Genomic DNA, 16803 nt, shown 5'->3' on the forward strand with positions numbered 1-16803 from the left:
ATCTTTTATTCTAAATTTACCTCACAAGTTTGGTGAATTTTAGGGATGAAAATCAAGCTTTTGCTACAAAATAAAATAAATTAACTGCCGATGTGCGTTTGAATCGCGGCATGCAATTTTGACGCCGAAATGGGTTGTGGGAGCGTCTGAATAATGCTTTGAATCAATTGCCACGAAATGCCTTGATTGCGATCCAGAAGAATAAATGGATAGGCAATTTCTTCATGCGATAACTGCAGTCGTGCATGACCATGAATGATTCGAATTTTCTGCCGCTCTTTCAGGAGAATTAAAGGCGTTTCATAATTTGCTGGCGCTTCATCAAAGGCAATAAATCGCTGCTTTTGCACGCATTTTGCAGGAATAAACGGATGATAAGTCTCGGTGTTCCAGACCAATTGTGCATGCTCATGATATAACTCGAACAGCTGTTCAGCCATCTTGCATTGCTTCAGTTTCTGTTCATTCGGCAGTAATTTTAAGGCTGAAATTTCATAAGCATAATGCTGACTGACAATGTTACCTAAGCGAATGGCCTGTAGCTGATCTTCAGCACCTAAAATGGCAAGATATTTAACAAAACGGCCTTGAGCATTGATTTGTTCAGCCAAATAGACGGGTTGATTAACATACTGTTCTAATTCGGAGACTGAAATAATCAGTTCCAATAGCGGCATTAACTCAGGCACATTTTCCACGGTTAAACTGCACAGTTTATGTTCTTGTGCCTGTGCAAACTGTAATGCGGCTAAGCGGCATTTCCATTGTCCAAGTTCAATCACTTGGGGAAGCAGATGATCTGAAGCAGTTGATGGGGTCGCTGCCTTGAAATGAGCCGTCATCGTCATGTTTGCGGGAGTAGTCAAGACCGTTCTTTGTTCGTCATCTTTCGGTGTAAGACTGAGATCAAGCATTGAAATGCTAGTCGAATTAGATTCAGGTTTTATTTCTGTACGTGTAGCGAGTGAAGTATTTTGCTGTAGTGTCAGTGGCTCAACATAAAAGGTATTATCCTGATGTAAGTTTGCCATATTTGACATTACCTGTTTGCTGTCATCTGCAGTGGTCTGAGTAGCAGGCATCGAAAATCTTTTCTGGGATTTGAACCCTTTGCTCGGTTCAAAAATTGCTTGATTTAGTTCTACATCAGTTTTAAGTCCATGATACATTTCCTGTTGTTCTAACATCCAAGCATAATTTTGTTCGAGTCCATCCCAGTCACTCATGAGTGCTGTACGGTTTGGGGCAGGAATATACCAAATTTGGAAGCCTAAATTGGCGCGATGCAGAATTGCCCAGCCCATTTCTGGGTGTTGCTCAAGCGCTTGTTCTAAAGCAGTATCTTGCTTAAAGACTCCCCGAAAAGTTTGCACATATAATGAATGTTTAGCAAATTCTTGAGCTGCAAGTTCTGGTTGCATATGAGATTTAAAATTCAGAATTTGCTTTTTAAAAATAGGCTCATCACAACGGACAAAAATTTCCTTGAGACGACATTTAGACTTTGCTATTTCATAAAATGATAAAGAGCGCTGGTCTAAACCATGAATAAGGTTTTGTAATTCCTTGGCTAAATGGGCTTTTTCTAAAACATTCATAGGCGGTCTTTAAAGATGCTGTTGTGCCTGTTCCAAATAACTCGCCAAAACAATATTGGCGGCTATTTCTAATAATTTGTATTCCGTAGAGGTATGTTGCGGATAACGTTCTGCCATCGCAATCAATTCATCTAAATTGATCGTTTGTGGTGCAACTTTTCCTTGAATGAGTGCTTGAATATCTTGCATGTGCATGAAATTTAACTCTTGATTCAATGACCTAGATATTCTGATTATATGGATTTATATGAAAAAAACATGAAATTTTTTGTCATATTTGACGCATTTTTATTTGAATATGACATTTATTTAAAATTTTAGCTGAAAAATATTCGTAACAATTCATTTTGACACCGTGAAGCCGAACTAAACATTTTCAAGATGAACGCTAGCGTGTGTCGTTGAACAACTTGAGTCCTTGTAAAGCTAGAATAAAAAAATAGCCCCAAAGGGGCTATTTTGTTGAGCATATCAAACGCTAAGTTTTATGCCGCGTCTTTTGCAGGAGCAGAAGTATCTTGCGCCGTATGTTCAGATGGCGTTGCTGTTGAAGTTTGGGCTTTGCTCTCTGGTTGCACAGGGAAGTTGGGTACGAATACCACTTGAGCAGAAACTTGAGCTGAGATTGCAAATGCGGCAATAGCCAAAATAGATTTCATGATAGACATAAAAATCACCTTGAGGAGAGATTATCCAAAATGGATAGGGAGAAATAATAACCAAGGTATGCTATCAAAAAACAAACAATTTTGGCGGGTTAAAAGATGACTGATCAGTTAATTTATTGTTATAAATCAATATTATAGAGTTTTTGCTCTAAGATTGCCTTGGGGGCTAAGGCAATCTAGCGAATGAAAAAAATGTTGAAAAATAAATAGTTTAACGGGTTCGGGTTTGATGTTTTTGATACATTTTACTGCTGATAATACCGAGTACAGCACCTGAAAAAGGGCTGAGTTTGGGCACAAAACGTCCTGCAATGGCTCCCATAATTGCACCCGTTAAGGCGGGTGAAATTTTGGATTTTCGGGATTTGCTTTGTGATCGTGCACGGCTTAAATCGGGTGGGGTTTCGGATACAGCTAGTTGTTCTGGATTCTGTTGCATATTCATATCAACCTCATGTCAAAGCGCGGTAACAAGAATGAGGTTTTAGCCTAGCCGAGAGGAATGTAAGCCGTGTTGGCTTCCTGTGTCATCCGCATAGGGCTTCTGCAATAGAAGCGTGATGTTATTTGTGCGAAATGTATGTTCGGTAGGGATTAGGTTGCCACCTTGGTTGAAATCAGGCTTGCAGAGTAACAGGCGAAAAAAATCTCCTGCATTGCAGGAGATTTTGATGATCCAGCATTTAGAGATGGAGGCTTATTGGTTTGATTCAGAGCTCGAGTCGCATTGACCGTCAACATCACATTGACCTGCATCAGCTGCCTGTGCAGTTTCAACCGCTTTGTCGAGGACTTGTAGGAACACTTCACGTGGCTGTGCACCCGCCAAAGCAATGCGTTGATCAAACACAAAGAATGGTACGCCTGTTACCTTGAGTTGATCACGCGCAACTTCCTGATCGAACTTCACGAAATCGGCGTATTCATCTGAGTTGAGGACATCTTCAACTTCCACAGGGTTGAGTCCGATACGTGCAGCCACATCTTCTACAGTTTCACGTTCACCAATTGGCAGACCTTGAGTCATATAGCTGTAGAAGAAGGCTTCTTTGGCATCTGAGCCTAAGCCTTTGCTTTGTGCCAAATGGATAATACGGTGGGCATTGAAGGTATTGCCTGAATTGGCATTTTCCCAGTTAAATTCAATGCCTTCTTCTTTCGCCATAGCCGCGATATTGCGTTGCATTTCTTCCACTTCTGCCAGTGTGCGACCATATTTCTGCGCCAGACGTTCTGAATTGGAAATTTCTTGGCGTGCAGGGGCTTCTGGATCGAGTTCAAAACTGTGCCAATGCACTTCAAGTTCTACACCCGCCTGTTCAGCTGCTGCTTCTAAACGTTTTTTACCGATATAGCAAAAAGGGCAGACTACATCAGACCAGATATCAACGCGCATGGAATTTCTCAAAAAGTAAAAATAGCAATGCTAAAAATTATGGGGGTGAATTGCAGAATTTAAAGCAGCAAGCATGAAAAAGTCAGCGGAATGCGGGGTAATGGGCTGATGGATAACAGGTTCATCTTGACCGTTTATCTGACAAGCATGCTGCATAAAGCTTGAAAAATATACAATAAAGGAGACGTCATCATTTCAAATGACCGAACTCTTCATTGCTTTGTTGGGATGCTGTTATGGCGATTGTGAAGTTTCTTCCTGTGCTAACTCTAATGTTGTGCTGTAGTGCCCAACTGGCATCTGCCAATGGTGAAATTGTGCCCTTACCGACCTTTAAAAGCATGGCGGAGTCCGAACTTCGCGCCGAAGCGGGCGTGATTCCTTATCAGCAGGATGAAAATATTCGTAAAGCTTTACAGCATCGGATTATTCAGTTGCAGGGAGATACGCAGGCCTTTGTGGTGGATCCGACCGTCACGCAAAATTTGGAGGTTTTAGCACCCGCTCCTGAGCCTGCACTGGATACGCTGCCACCTCTGCTACGTGAGCATGTGTTGAATATTGCTTCGGGTTTGCAGTCCTCCGATCCAACCGAAGGCCTGTACATTATGTTGCAGCCTTTTGGCATTGATCGGGGTGCATCCAATGTACAACTGATTCGTGAACAGATTTCGATAGGGCAAATAGATTTTAACCCTCAACCGGTTTTGCCGCAGAACATGAGTTTGCCTCAAGCCCCGCCTTTTAAATAGTGTGCAGACCGTGCTTGCTACAGATTTTTCACCTACGCAACGGTGTGTGCGATAGCGTTAACATGTTGCAATATTCAGCAACAGGCAATCTTTGCTATGATGGAAAAAAGGGGAGTCGGAGCGAATCATGCCACGTATCTTTCTGATTTTAGGTTTAGCCACTGCTGCCGTGTTTGGTGGGTTATTTTATCAATATCATGTGCAACAACAAGAAAGCGCACAATTGGAGCAATATCAAAAGGTTTTATATGAAAAAACCGACCTGATTTATGCGCAAGCCAAAGACTGGAACACACCCATTGAAGTAGATGTCAGCGACCCGCGTTTACACGGGGATTATGAGGTCATGGCAAATTTTGTCCTGAGCCAAATGATTCAAAGTGCCGAAGCACGTAATGCCTATTTGCGTGAATTAAAAGCCATTCATTGGGATGATTTTTTAAATATTCAGCGTTTAAGTAAAGATAAAAAGCAAGACTACCAAGAAACCGACTTAATGTTGCAGCAAGCACATGCCTTGGCGACGGAATATCAAGTCAAAATTGAGCAAGCCCAACAGAATGCCTTGGAACAGGCCAAACAATTACCGATACAATCGCGCTATCGTCAGCAACTGGCTGAAAATTTGCGTGAAAGCGCAAAGCAAAATGAAGCACTGGCTTTATTTGAAATTGAAAAACAGGTGCTGGAAAAAGCCGATCAGATTTTTCTGGTCTTGAAAAATAACCGCTGGGAAAATAAAAACAATACCTTCATGTTTTATGATGATAAGGCATTAAAACAATTTAATACGTTGTATCAAGAGGTTGTGAAACTGAATAGCCAGATGCAACAGATCCAGCAACAAAATCGAACAGCCCTGCAAGAAAAGCATGATTAAGGGGTGGTTTGCATTGTCATGTAACTTAAAGATAACTGCGTTAAGTTGAAGCTGTTGAACACATTCACGCATCAGATTTAAAGCAGGTACAGCAATGAAAACCATTCAGGTCTTTGATGATATTCAACAGGTGTATGCCGAGTTTTTAGAAAATAAAGCCTATCCCAAACTCGAAAGTTTAAGCAATTGGGGTAAAAACCGTTTCTTCTTTAGCCAGTATTTTCGCTTGATTGAAGACTGGCACCATACCGAACAGATTGTGATTGAGTTTAATCGTCAGTATTTCAGTCTAGATACAGGCAATGCCCCTGATTTTATGGACAAAGAGAAATACATGGCGTGGTTGATGGAAGAGCTGTTGCACTAGGCGAAAGCCTCTAGTTTTTGACTGGATGGTCTGTTTTTTGCTTGTTTGAGTTTCCCTTATGGATGAAATCAAACATTGCATGACAACGCTCACTCACTCAAGAATTTGGATTAAACAACCGCTGGCGATTTTTACAGGCAATCAACTGGATGCCCGCAATGGGCTGGTGATTCAGGATCAGAAAATTGTCGAGGTACTTGGCAAAGATCAACTGCCAAGCCTGCCGTGTGATGAGGTTTTTGATGCCAAAGATTTGGTGATTATTCCAGGCTTGATCAATAGCCATCACCACTTTTACCAAACCCTGACCCGCGCTTGGGCGCCTGTGGTCAATGTGCCTTTATTTCCTTGGCTGGTGAACTTGTATCCTGTCTGGGCAAAACTGAATCCTGAACAACTGCATTTGGCGACCCAAGTGGCGTTAGCTGAATTGTTGCTTTCGGGCTGTACCTTTGCCGCGGATCATCATTATTTATTCCCGCAGCAACTGACCGATGCCATCGATATTCAAGTACACGCGGCACAGCAATTGGGCATGCGGGTGATGCTGACGCGTGGCTCGATGAGCTTGGGTCAGGAACAGGGTGGTTTACCGCCGCAACATACCGTACAAGCCATGGACACCATTCTGCAAGACAGCGAACGTCTGGTGCAGCGCTATCATCAACGCGGTGCGGAGGCGATGGTCAATATTGCGCTGGCGCCGTGTTCACCTTTTTCGGTCACGCCTGAAATTATGCGTGAAAGTGCGCAACTTGCCGAACAGTTGGATGTACGATTACATACCCATTTGGCCGAAACCCTTGATGAAGAAGCCTTCTGTTTAGAGAAATTTGGTATGCGTACCGTGGACTATCTGGAAAGTGTCGGTTGGTTAAATGCACGCACATGGTTGGCGCACGGCATCCATTTCAATGCCGATGAAATTCAACATTTGGGTCTGGCTGGAGTCGGCATCTGCCATTGCCCACATTCGAATATGCGCTTGGCTTCGGGGATTTGCCCGACACTGGATTTAATGCAGGCCGGTGCCACAATTGGTTTGGGGGTTGATGGTTCTGCTTCAGGTGATGCCTCGAACTTAATTCTAGAAGCACGTCAAGCCATGTATTTACAGCGTTTGAAATATGGGGCAGAGCAGATTACCCCAGAACTGGTACTGAGTTGGGGAACGCAAGGCTCGGCACAATTATTGGGACGTGGTCAGGATTTGGGACAGTTGGCACCCAACTTTCAGGCAGATTTAGCGTGCTATAAGCTGGATGATTTGAAGTTTTCAGGCAGTCATGACCCGATTGCCGCCTTACTGTTATGTGGTGCCGACAAAGCGGAACATGTGATGGTGGCAGGGCAGTGGCAAGTCAAAGCAGGACAAATTCAAGGATTGGATTTGGAAGAATTGAAATTCAAGCATCGCGCCGCGGCAAAGGCATTATTGGCGGCTTGATACGCATTGCTAAACAGAAGTCCATGCCTTGCTGCATGGACTTCATCGTATGAGATTAATCAAAGATTTTTTCGGCAGCCTGAAACGGCAGGCTAATCACATCAATGGCAACAGCAAAGGGCAGCAGCACCAGTTTCTCAAAAGGATTTAGGCTGGATTTGGACTGATAGCTTTCTTCCTGATAGCTATAAATACTGACCTGATACGGCTTACTCAGCGGTTTTAAGCTGTTCAGATTATTTGCAGCAGGGTAAACCACACCTGCTAAAGGAATATCGAAACAGAAACGTTGAGCCTGCATACGTTCATCACTGACAGTTGAACATTCTTTTGCGCCATTTTCGATAAAGAATTCGAGGTCTTTTTTACTGATGTCTTCTTTGAGTTTGATATAAGAAAGCGGCAGCGTACCTGTGAAATGACCATCATTTTTTGCTGAATAGAAGTCGAGTGCTTTGGTCATTTGAATATTTTTGGGATCGAGTTTGGTGATGAGCGTGACAAACTGAGCACCGCCTTGGGTCAAGATGTAGCTATTCTTTTGCCCTGCAATGACCAAGCTGTTGGCAGGTAGGGTGGTGAGTGCTTGGGCGGGTTTACCAAACGCAACCACTTGGTCTTCAACCAAAGTGACTTTGTTGGAGCGAGTATAGGTTTTATTGTCTTTGGTGATGAGGGTTTTGGTGGCACAGCCTGTAAAAAGTGTCGCCATTACGCCTACACCAATGAGGGTTTTAACTGGTGATGAAAACATCTGTCACTCCGAATCATTAAAAATTTATAAAGCAGATTTTTTATTGTTGTTAAGCCTATCATTAAAAGATTCAAAGGATTGTAAAAGCTTTTATCTCTTATTTTTTGTATAGCCATTGATTCATAATGGAAATTCCCTCTCCTTTTTAAGGAGAGGGTTAGGGTGAGGATTTTCTTAAACTGTCTCCTCATTCTAACCTTCTCGCAAGGGGAGAAGGAACTTTTCATATGTATTTTAATATCTAGTAAAGTTTGCTTTTAGATAAGTGGAATTTTAAATATTGTAAGTTTAATATATCTATTTTGTTGAATTTTATAATATTTAGAGGGTACTATGGATATAACTGAAAATTTGAAAGGTATAATTAAAGATAGTCCTACAGCCCCATTTTTATTTATCGGTTCTGGTTTTTCTAGAAGGTATTTAGGGTTAGAGGATTGGAAAGGGTTGTTAAGTAAATTTGGGGAAAAATTACCGACTGGATTTATTCGTTATGTAAGTGAAAGTAATGGAGATTTGGCTTTAGCAGCTGAAAAAATGGCTGAACCCTATTCTAACTATTGGTGGTCATTACCAACCTCAGAGGAAATAGCAAATCGTCCTGAATGGCATACACATATATCCTCACCGCTAAGGCATGATATTTGTGAATATTTAAAAACAGTTATGATGGATGACAAGAAATTACAACACGAGCTGAATGTTCTTACATCTAATAAAACTATTATTGATGGCATCATTACAACAAATTGGGACTTACTTTTAGAAAATATTTTTATTAATGAAAAATATAAAGTTTATATAGGTCAAAGTAATTTATTATTCTCAAATCCACAGAAAATAGCAGAAATATATAAGATTCATGGATGTTGTTCAGATCCAAAATCTTTAGTCTTAACTAAAGCAGATTATGATGAATTCCATAAGAAAAATCCATATTTAGCAGCAAAGCTATTATCAATTTTTCTTGAGCATCCAGTTTTATTCATAGGTTACTCACTACATGATGAAAATATAAAATCTATTTTGTGTTCGATTTCTGAAATGATGACGAATGATGAACATAAACAAAAACTTGCAAATAATTTAATATTTTTAAATCGTTCACATGATGGAAAAGATTCAATTTCAAAAACACATTTTGCTTTTGAGGAGGGTAAGAGTATTCCTATTACTCAAATTAAAACAGATGATTACTCAAAGGTGTATAAAGCATTCCAAGCTAGGGAAAGAAAGATTCCAGCGTATCTTTTACGTGTTTTTAGAGAGCAATTTTATGAAATTGTTAAAGGAGATGCTCCTGAAAAAAAATTATACTGTGCTACTAATGTTGATGAAATTATGGATGGAAAAAGCGAAATTGAATTTGTTGCAGGTTTTGGCTTAAGTAGAGGTAAAATAGGTGATATTGGTTTACAAGGTATTGAAGTTGAAAATTTATTAAGAGATATCATTTATGATGATATTCAATTTGAGAAAAAGGAAATATTGACTAAAACACTTCCTAGATTAAAGTCTAAAGGTAAATATATACCTATCCAGAAATTTTTAAAGAATACAGATGTAACTATAGAAGAACTAGAACAACTTGGGTTAACTGAATTAGTTGAGCGGAATAAAAATGATTATCTAAAATTAATTCCTGCAAACTATCAAAATACTTATAAAAATAGAAATTTTACAAGTATTCAAGATGTTATTAATTCAGATTTGTCCGATACTGGGAAATTTGATGTTCTTAGCTGGTGTATATTAAAAATGAAAAGTGATTTAAAGGTAGTTAATGATTTTTTAAGGGTCAAATTTGATGAACATAAAAAAAATTCATCTTTTAAAAGGTTAGTGTGTATTTACGATTTAGTTAAATATAAATAAAAGAAACCCCGCAATAAGCGGGGTTTCTTTTCATCTCAGTCTTTAATTAAACATTAAACACGTTCGATGATTGTCGCGATACCTTGACCAAGACCAATACACATGGTCGCAAGACCAATTTGCGTATCTTTCTGTTCCATCACGTTTAACAACGTCGTGGTAATACGTGCACCAGAACAACCCAATGGGTGACCCAACGCAATCGCACCACCATTCAAGTTAATCATGTCTTGCTTGTCATAAATGCCTAAGCCTTTCATCACTGATAAGCCTTGAGCAGCAAACGCTTCGTTTAACTCGATGGTTTGGATATCCGCCATCGTTAAACCAGCACGCTTAAGCGCTTTTTGCGTTGCAGGAACAGGACCGTAACCCATGATTGCTGCATCACAACCTGCAACCGCCATAGAACGAATGACAGCGCGTGGCTTAAGACCCAAAGCTTGAGCACGTTCAGCAGACATCAACAACATTGCAGATGCACCATCAGAAAGTGCAGAAGAAGTTGCCGCAGTAACCGAACCACCTTTAGGGTCGAATACAGGCTTTAACGATTGGAATGCTTCAAGGTTAGCATCTGCACGAATCACTTCATCAATGTCGCACAGGATTTTGAAACCATTGGCATCATGACCTTCAACACCAATAATTTCGTTTTTGAAACGACCTTCTTGCGTTGCAGCCCAAGCACGACGGTGAGATTCAACACCGAACGCATCTTGCTCTTCACGGGTAATCCCGTTCATGCGACCTAACATTTCAGCAGTTAAGCCCATCATATTCGATGCTTTTGCATAGTGTTTAGATGCTTCTGGGTTCAGGTCGATACCGTGCATCATACCGACGTGACCCATGTGCTCTACACCACCAATGATGAAGATGTCACCTTGGTTGGTTGCAATCTGTGCAGCAGCAGTGTGAAGCGCTTGCATAGAAGAACCACAAAGACGGTTTACCGTTTGACCTGCAACAGTTTTTGGAAGGTCTGCCAATAAACCAATGTTACGAGCAATGTTCATACCTTGCTCTAAAGTTTGGTTTACACAGCCCCAAATAAGGTCTTCAACTTCGTTAACATCAAACTGGTTACGAGCAACGAGTGCACGAACCAATTCAGCCGATAAGCTGTCAGCACGTACATTGCGGAACATACCGTTTTTGGTTTTACCCATTGCTGAACGTACGCCATCAACGATGACAACGTCACGTGGATTTAAAGTAGCCATTCACGTTGCTCCTTAACCGTAGAATTTTTTGTTGTTAGCAGCCATGTCACGCAACATTTGTGGCGCTTCATAAGCTTTACCTAAGTGTGCATATTTGTCGCAAAGTGCAACGTATTCAGCAACACCTGTTTGGTCGATGTAACGGCATGGACCACCACGGAATGGAGGGAAGCCTACACCCATAATCATCGCCATATCCGCTTCAGAAGCAGTAGCAACAATGTTGTCTTCCAAGCAACGAACCGTTTCGTTACAGAAAGCAAGCATCATGCGGTCAATGATTTCTTGAGGGTCGAATTCGTGTTTCTCAGCAGTTGTCACAGATGCCACAAGTTCATAAGCCACTGGATCAACAGTTTTAGCTTTCTTGCCTTTTTTATCCAGTACGTATTGGTAGAAACCAACATCGTTCTTTTGACCAAGACGTTTGTTTTCGTACATGGTTAAAGTTGCGCCTTTGAAGTCTGGCTTCATACGGTCAGGGAAACCTTCTGCCATCACTTCCGCACCGTGTACGCCTGTGTCGATACCGACTACGTCGATGAGGTAAGCAGGACCCATAGGCCAGCCGAATTTTTCCATCACTTTGTCAACTTGCTGGAAGTCCGCACCGTCTTTAAGCAGAAGGTCAAACGCACCAAAGTAAGGGAACAATACGCGGTTTACCAAGAAGCCTGGGCAGTCGTTGACTACGATTGGTGTTTTACCCATTTTCTGAGCAAGCACCACAGTCGTTGCAATCGCTTCAGCAGAAGTCTTCTCACCACGAATCACTTCGACCAACGGCATCATGTGAACTGGGTTAAAGAAATGCATACCTACGAAGTTTTCAGGACGTTGTAGATTTTCAGCCAAACGTGTAATCGAAATCGTAGATGTGTTCGATGCGATGATCGTGTTTTCACGAACATTTTTCTCGGTTTCAGCCAGTACGATACCCTTCACTTTAGGGTTCTCAGTCACGGCTTCAATCACGATGTCTACTTCTTTAAACTCGTCATAGCTTAAAGTAGGACGGATGCGCGCAAGTGTTTCACCCATTTGAGCAGGCTTCATTTTCTTGCGTTCAACTTGTTTGGTCAGTAAGCCATTGGCTTCTTTCATGCCCAAAGCAAGTTGTGGATTACCAATGTCTTTCATGATGATTGGTGTGCCTTTGCTTGCCGCTTGGTAAGCAATACCACCACCCATGATACCCGCGCCTAGAACCGCTGCTTGGTTAACAGGGTGAGCACCTTTTTCATATTTTTTCGAAGTTTTCTTCACCACTTGGTCATTGATGAATAAACCAATCAATGCACCTGCTTGTGGGGTAACGGCTGCTTTGGCAAAGCCTTCAGCTTCCGCTTTTAATGCGTCATTACGTGGAAGGCTTGCACCTGCTTGTAATGAATCCAACAGGAGTTTTGGCGCAGGGTATTGCGCAGGGTTTGCTTTCGCAAGAACCGCACCTTTCGCCGTGTTGAACGCCATCATTTGTTCAAGTTGGTTCAATTTCACTGGGTCAAGTTTTTCTTGACGTTTAGCTTTCCAGTCTACACGACCAGCAAGTGCTTGTTTTACCAAGTCAATTGCCGCATCTTGAAGTTTGTCCGCTGCAACGACTGCGTCTACAGCACCATCTTTTAACGCAGCAGCAGGCTTTTTCGGCGCAGCCATTGCCATCCATTCAACCGCATTGTCGATACCAATCACGCGGCTTAAACGAACAGTACCACCGAAACCAGGGAAGATACCGAGTTTGATTTCTGGTAAGCCCACTTGCGCTTGTTCAGACATGACACGGTAGTCACAAACCAAACACATTTCAAAACCACCGCCCAATGCCATACCATTGATTGCAGCAACTTTAGGAATATCTAAATCTTCAAAGCTGTTGAAGATGTCATGTACTGGCATTGCCCAGTCGATAATCGCTTTTTCACCTTGTGCGAAGTTTTCACCAAATTCTGTGATGTCTGCACCAACGATGAAAGTAGATTTACCTGAAGTAACGACCAAGCCTTTTACAGAGCTGTCTGCTTTTACAGCAGCAATAGCAGCTTTAAAATCTTCAATCGTTGCACGGTTAAATTTGTTGACCGACTCACCTTGTAAGTCAAAGCGGAATTCTGCAATTCCGTCCGAAAGCATTTGGACGGTAATGGCATTGCCAGCGTGGATCATGCCTGATCTCCTTTATTTTGGAGGACTTCTAAGTTGATGTTTTGAAGCGTGTTCGCTTGTTCTGCGCACATGAATGCTTCGCTAATCTTACGATAACTATATCCAAAAAGAACATAACAAGTTGTATCAAGCAGTGACGCAATGGTCATCAATTTTAATTTCCTTTACAGCAAAAATTATTGAAGAAAAAAGTGTGTGAAAAACTGTTCAATAAGATGCTTCTGTTTTTTATCAAAAAATTGTAATAGTTCTGCGCTTGTTATGTCTGATGGAGAATAAAAAACCACCGCTTCTCACTATGCGTTTTATGTCAAAAAAGTCAATTGTATTTTGGAAGTTTCCAGTAATTTATCTATTGTTAGGTGGATTAAGCAGTTGATGCTGCTAGAGGATAAGCGGATCAGTGAGGGTGCATCAACAGACCATTTTTCACTTGTAGGGATGCGTGATTTTATGACCGATACCTACGCAGGAAAGACAGACATTTGACTGAGATGACTACGGGAAAATTCAAAGTAAAATTCAGGTGTTTCAGCATTACAGAGTGAGGGTTTATCTGGATGGTATGAAAAAAACGGAGAGATTTGATAGAATTTCGCCAAAATTAATGTCTAGACCCATGATCATGCTGCAAAGTGTGATCATCAGAAGCAATGAAAAGAGTGCTGTATGATTAAGTGGATTATCTTGGCGATTTTTGTGATTTCAGCGTTATATATCCAAAATCGCGGTAAAGTGCGTCATTCTTTTTACCGTCAATTTTTTGACCATTCAACCCTATTGGCGCCAATTAACTTTTTGATGTACCTGTTTTCCAAGGTGCCCAATCAGCCCTATATTGAAACCCAATATTTTAAAGATTTGAAAGTCTTGGATGAAAACTGGGAAATGATTCGAGATGAAGCCAAAGCCTTGTATGAGCGCGGCGGTATTAAAGCATCCAGCAGTTATGATGATCTTGGATTTAACTCTTTTTTCAAAACAGGCTGGAAGCGTTTTTATCTGAAATGGTATGACTCGGCACATCCATCGGCAGCAGAATTGTGCCCGAAAACTACTGAATTGTTAAAGACCTTGCCGAGCATTAAAGCCGCAATGTTTACCGAACTGGCACCTGATAGCCGTTTGGTACGTCACCGAGACCCTTATGCAGGTTCATTACGTTACCATTTGGGTTTAATCACACCGAATGACGACCGTTGTTTTATTGATGTCGATGGGCAACGTTATTCATGGCGCGATGGTGAAAGCGTGGTGTTTGATGAAACCTACATTCATTATGCCGAAAACAAAACCGATCAAAATCGCATTATTTTCTTTGCCGATGTCGAGCGTCCGTTAAAGACTCGCTTGATGCAAAAATTTAATCACTGGTTTGGTAAAAATGTGATGACGGCTGCCAGCTCGCCGAATGAAACAGGTGACCAAACGGGTGGCTTGAACAAGGTGTTTGGCTATGTATATCAGTTACGTTTAAAAGCCAAAGAATTAAAGAAAACCAATCGTCAGTTGTACTATTTCTTAAAATGGTTCCTGATGCTAGGGATTTTCTTCCTGATCTTTGTACGTCCTTATGTGTTCTAAAGATTAATCGAATTTAAACGTCCTACGGGGCGTTTTTTTCTGTCTTAAATTCAACAGGGCATGCTCTTACAGCGGAGGGATTTTTGTGTAAGATAAGAGCAAATGGGGGAGAATATGCAAAAATTTCGTTCAAAAAAAGATTGGTGGATTTTAGGTTTTATCATTGCCATGACGGGCTTGCTGATTCAATTATTACTGACCATGTATGCCAAAGGCACCATGGCGCAATATCCAGTACATACCCTGACTTATGTGCTCACCATTGCAGTGTTGTGGTGGCCCGTATGGAACACGCAATATCGAGTTGAAGCAGATCAACTGATCATTACCTGTATGTTTCTGGCTTGGAAAATTCCCTTATCGAGCATTCAACAGGTGAGTCCAAGTACGAATTCGGTTTCATCGCCTGCATTGTCTTTGGATCGTCTCCGTATCGACTATCTCAAGGAAGGTAAAGCCAAATTTGTACTGGTTTCACCCAAAGATAAAACGGCATTTTGTCAGGCTTTGCAGCAACCCTCTTAATTCATTCATTTCAGTTTGCCATCCAAAGCCCTCATCCTTTCTAGTATGAGGGCTTTTGTAGATTAGAATCCTTCAAGCACCAGTTTACCCTGGGTGCGTTCCGATTCAATTGCACGGTGCGCTTGACGAATATTGGCGGCATTAATACTGCCCATGACCTGATTCAAGGTGGTTTTAATTTTTCCTGTTTCAATCAATTGTGTGACTTGTTGCAGCAGATGCGCCTGTGCAGACATATCCGCGGTTTGGAACATGGAGCGGGTGAACATAAATTCCCAATGCACTGCCACCGATTTCCGTTTAAACAGATTAATGTCTAGTTGTTCAGGGTCATCAATCAGACCAAACCGTCCTTGTGGGGCAATCAGTTCTGCAATTTGAGTCAGATAACTGCCTGTATGCGTGGTGGAAAGCACATAGCGCGGTGCAGTTAAGCCTTGTGCCTGAATTTGTTCAGCCAAAGGCTGGCGATGATCCAACACTACATCTGCCCCCAACTGTTTTACCCAAGCCTGCGTTTCAGGGCGCGAGGCGGTAGCAATGATTTTGAGTTGGGTTTTGGCTTTCAGTAATTGAATTGCCATAGAACCGACACCACCTGCACCGCCAATGATCAGGATCGATTCTTGCGGATGATCATGCTGTTGTACTTGCAAACGATCAAACAGCATTTCCCATGCAGTAATGCTGGTGAGGGGTAAGGCTGCTGCTTCGGCAAAGGACAGATTTTGTGGTTTTAGGCTGATAATCCGTTCATCCACCACATGAAATTCGGCATTGGTGCCTGCTTTGGTCAAGTCACCCGCATACCAGACCTGATCACCCACTTTAAAGTGTTCTACTTCTGGACCCACGTCGACCACTTCACCTGCGGCATCCCAACCCAAGACCTTAACTTGTCCCTGTTCAGGGGAGACGCGAGTACGGATTTTACAATCGACAGGATTGACCGAAACCGCTTGAACTGCCACCAAGACTTCTCTGTTTTTTGGCGTTGGTACGGGTAGTTCAACATCTTGTAGTTGCTCGGCATCACCGGCCTGTAAATATCCCACAGCTTTCATATTTTTAATCTCGGATTAGTTTATGATTAAAATCTTAGCGTAGTTTTAAATTGAGTCTATACGGTTAAATTTCGCATATAGTGTAGAAAAGGATACTATTGAAATGAGTAAAGCAAAGCATTCGCGCTTTAATTGCAGTCCAGGGTGTGCGGTGGAAGCCGCCATTGGCATTCTGGATGGGAAGTGGAAAAGTATTATTTTATGGCATTTATTGACCGAACATACGCTACGTTTTAGTGAAATTCGTAAACGGATTCCGAACGTGACGCAACGCATGCTAACCAATCAACTGCGTGAATTAGAAGAAGATGGCATTATTCACCGCCAAGTCTATCCTCAGGTGCCACCCAAGGTGGAATATAGTTTGACGCCTTTGGGCCTGAGTTTACGAGAGATTTTAATGGCGCTAAAAGCATGGGGCGATGAGCACATGGATTTGTATGGACAAGTCAAACAAGAGCAGCCACCAGAAAAATTAACCCTAGAGCTGTAAATGAATAA

The 16803-nt window shown here is 41.8% G+C and carries 17 protein-coding genes; 8 read left to right on the top strand and 9 right to left on the bottom strand.

Annotated features, from left to right (window positions below; genetic code table 11):
* Nucleotides 1–80: 80 nt before the first annotated feature.
* The 5 genes from GWK51_RS06775 to GWK51_RS06795 all read right to left on the bottom strand — a co-directional run bounded on the left by GWK51_RS06775 (nucleotide 81) and on the right by GWK51_RS06795 (nucleotide 3662).
* Entirely contained in the window at nucleotides 81–1598 is a 1518-nt protein-coding gene (locus GWK51_RS06775) for a hypothetical protein (protein WP_161933138.1), read from the bottom strand.
* A 9-nt stretch (nucleotides 1599–1607) separates the two neighbouring features.
* Nucleotides 1608–1787, bottom strand: a complete 180-nt coding sequence (locus tag GWK51_RS06780; RefSeq protein WP_161933333.1) for a hypothetical protein — start codon at nucleotides 1785–1787, stop codon at nucleotides 1608–1610.
* 296 nt (nucleotides 1788–2083) lie between these two features.
* Nucleotides 2084–2266, bottom strand: a complete 183-nt coding sequence (locus GWK51_RS06785; protein ID WP_142769680.1) for a hypothetical protein — start codon at nucleotides 2264–2266, stop codon at nucleotides 2084–2086.
* A gap of 211 nt (nucleotides 2267–2477) precedes the next feature.
* Nucleotides 2478–2711 carry a hypothetical protein gene (locus GWK51_RS06790; protein WP_161933139.1) on the bottom strand — a complete coding sequence of 78 codons (234 nt, stop codon included), beginning with the start codon at nucleotides 2709–2711 and terminating at the stop codon, nucleotides 2478–2480.
* 252 nt (nucleotides 2712–2963) lie between these two features.
* Complete coding sequence (locus tag GWK51_RS06795; RefSeq protein ID WP_161933140.1) at nucleotides 2964–3662, bottom strand: DsbA family oxidoreductase; 699 nt, start codon at nucleotides 3660–3662, stop codon at nucleotides 2964–2966.
* Nucleotides 3663–3898: 236 nt separating this feature from the next.
* Here GWK51_RS06795 and GWK51_RS06800 point away from each other — a divergent pair, with 236 nt between their 5' ends.
* The 4 genes from GWK51_RS06800 to GWK51_RS06815 all read left to right on the top strand — a co-directional run bounded on the left by GWK51_RS06800 (nucleotide 3899) and on the right by GWK51_RS06815 (nucleotide 7108).
* Nucleotides 3899–4414, top strand: coding sequence for a hypothetical protein (locus GWK51_RS06800; protein ID WP_407925966.1), 516 nt, complete (start codon nucleotides 3899–3901; stop codon nucleotides 4412–4414).
* A gap of 127 nt (nucleotides 4415–4541) precedes the next feature.
* Nucleotides 4542–5294 carry a hypothetical protein gene (locus GWK51_RS06805; protein WP_142769678.1) on the top strand — a complete coding sequence of 251 codons (753 nt, stop codon included), beginning with the start codon at nucleotides 4542–4544 and terminating at the stop codon, nucleotides 5292–5294.
* A 94-nt stretch (nucleotides 5295–5388) separates the two neighbouring features.
* A complete protein-coding gene (locus tag GWK51_RS06810; RefSeq protein WP_100242766.1) occupies nucleotides 5389–5661 on the top strand; it encodes a hypothetical protein in 273 nt (90 codons plus the stop codon).
* A 58-nt stretch (nucleotides 5662–5719) separates the two neighbouring features.
* On the top strand, nucleotides 5720–7108 hold the full coding sequence (locus tag GWK51_RS06815) for an 8-oxoguanine deaminase (protein WP_407925967.1): 1389 nt from the start codon (nucleotides 5720–5722) through the stop codon (nucleotides 7106–7108).
* 55 nt (nucleotides 7109–7163) lie between these two features.
* Here the strand turns inward: GWK51_RS06815 and GWK51_RS06820 are convergent, their stop codons facing one another.
* Entirely contained in the window at nucleotides 7164–7862 is a 699-nt protein-coding gene (locus GWK51_RS06820) for a YidX family protein (RefSeq protein ID WP_161933141.1), read from the bottom strand.
* A gap of 333 nt (nucleotides 7863–8195) precedes the next feature.
* Here GWK51_RS06820 and GWK51_RS06825 point away from each other — a divergent pair, with 333 nt between their 5' ends.
* The gene (locus tag GWK51_RS06825; RefSeq protein ID WP_161933142.1) at nucleotides 8196–9737 is read left to right on the top strand and encodes an SIR2 family protein; all 1542 of its coding nucleotides are present in this window, start codon (nucleotides 8196–8198) and stop codon (nucleotides 9735–9737) included.
* 53 nt (nucleotides 9738–9790) lie between these two features.
* Here the strand turns inward: GWK51_RS06825 and fadA are convergent, their stop codons facing one another.
* Both fadA and fadB read right to left on the bottom strand, forming a co-directional pair.
* Nucleotides 9791–10963, bottom strand: a complete 1173-nt coding sequence (gene fadA / locus GWK51_RS06830; protein WP_142769675.1) for an acetyl-CoA C-acyltransferase FadA — start codon at nucleotides 10961–10963, stop codon at nucleotides 9791–9793.
* Between the two features lie 12 nt (nucleotides 10964–10975).
* A complete protein-coding gene (fadB, locus tag GWK51_RS06835; RefSeq protein WP_161933143.1) occupies nucleotides 10976–13129 on the bottom strand; it encodes a fatty acid oxidation complex subunit alpha FadB in 2154 nt (717 codons plus the stop codon).
* A 669-nt stretch (nucleotides 13130–13798) separates the two neighbouring features.
* On the opposite strand from fadB, the gene lpxO reads away from it, so the two are divergent.
* A complete protein-coding gene (gene lpxO / locus GWK51_RS06840; protein WP_161933144.1) occupies nucleotides 13799–14713 on the top strand; it encodes a lipid A hydroxylase LpxO in 915 nt (304 codons plus the stop codon).
* Between the two features lie 114 nt (nucleotides 14714–14827).
* On the top strand, nucleotides 14828–15238 hold the full coding sequence (locus GWK51_RS06845) for a PH domain-containing protein (RefSeq protein WP_161933145.1): 411 nt from the start codon (nucleotides 14828–14830) through the stop codon (nucleotides 15236–15238).
* A 62-nt stretch (nucleotides 15239–15300) separates the two neighbouring features.
* On the opposite strand, the gene GWK51_RS06850 is transcribed toward GWK51_RS06845, so the two are convergent.
* The gene (locus GWK51_RS06850) at nucleotides 15301–16302 is read right to left on the bottom strand and encodes a zinc-binding alcohol dehydrogenase family protein (RefSeq protein ID WP_161933146.1); all 1002 of its coding nucleotides are present in this window, start codon (nucleotides 16300–16302) and stop codon (nucleotides 15301–15303) included.
* Between the two features lie 103 nt (nucleotides 16303–16405).
* Between GWK51_RS06850 and GWK51_RS06855 the strand changes: the two genes are divergently transcribed.
* On the top strand, nucleotides 16406–16795 hold the full coding sequence (locus GWK51_RS06855; RefSeq protein WP_142769671.1) for a winged helix-turn-helix transcriptional regulator: 390 nt from the start codon (nucleotides 16406–16408) through the stop codon (nucleotides 16793–16795).
* The last annotated feature ends 8 nt before the right edge of the window (nucleotides 16796–16803 follow it).

The organism is Acinetobacter kanungonis (assembly GCF_009939195.1).
Lineage (GTDB): Bacteria > Pseudomonadota > Gammaproteobacteria > Pseudomonadales > Moraxellaceae > Acinetobacter > Acinetobacter kanungonis.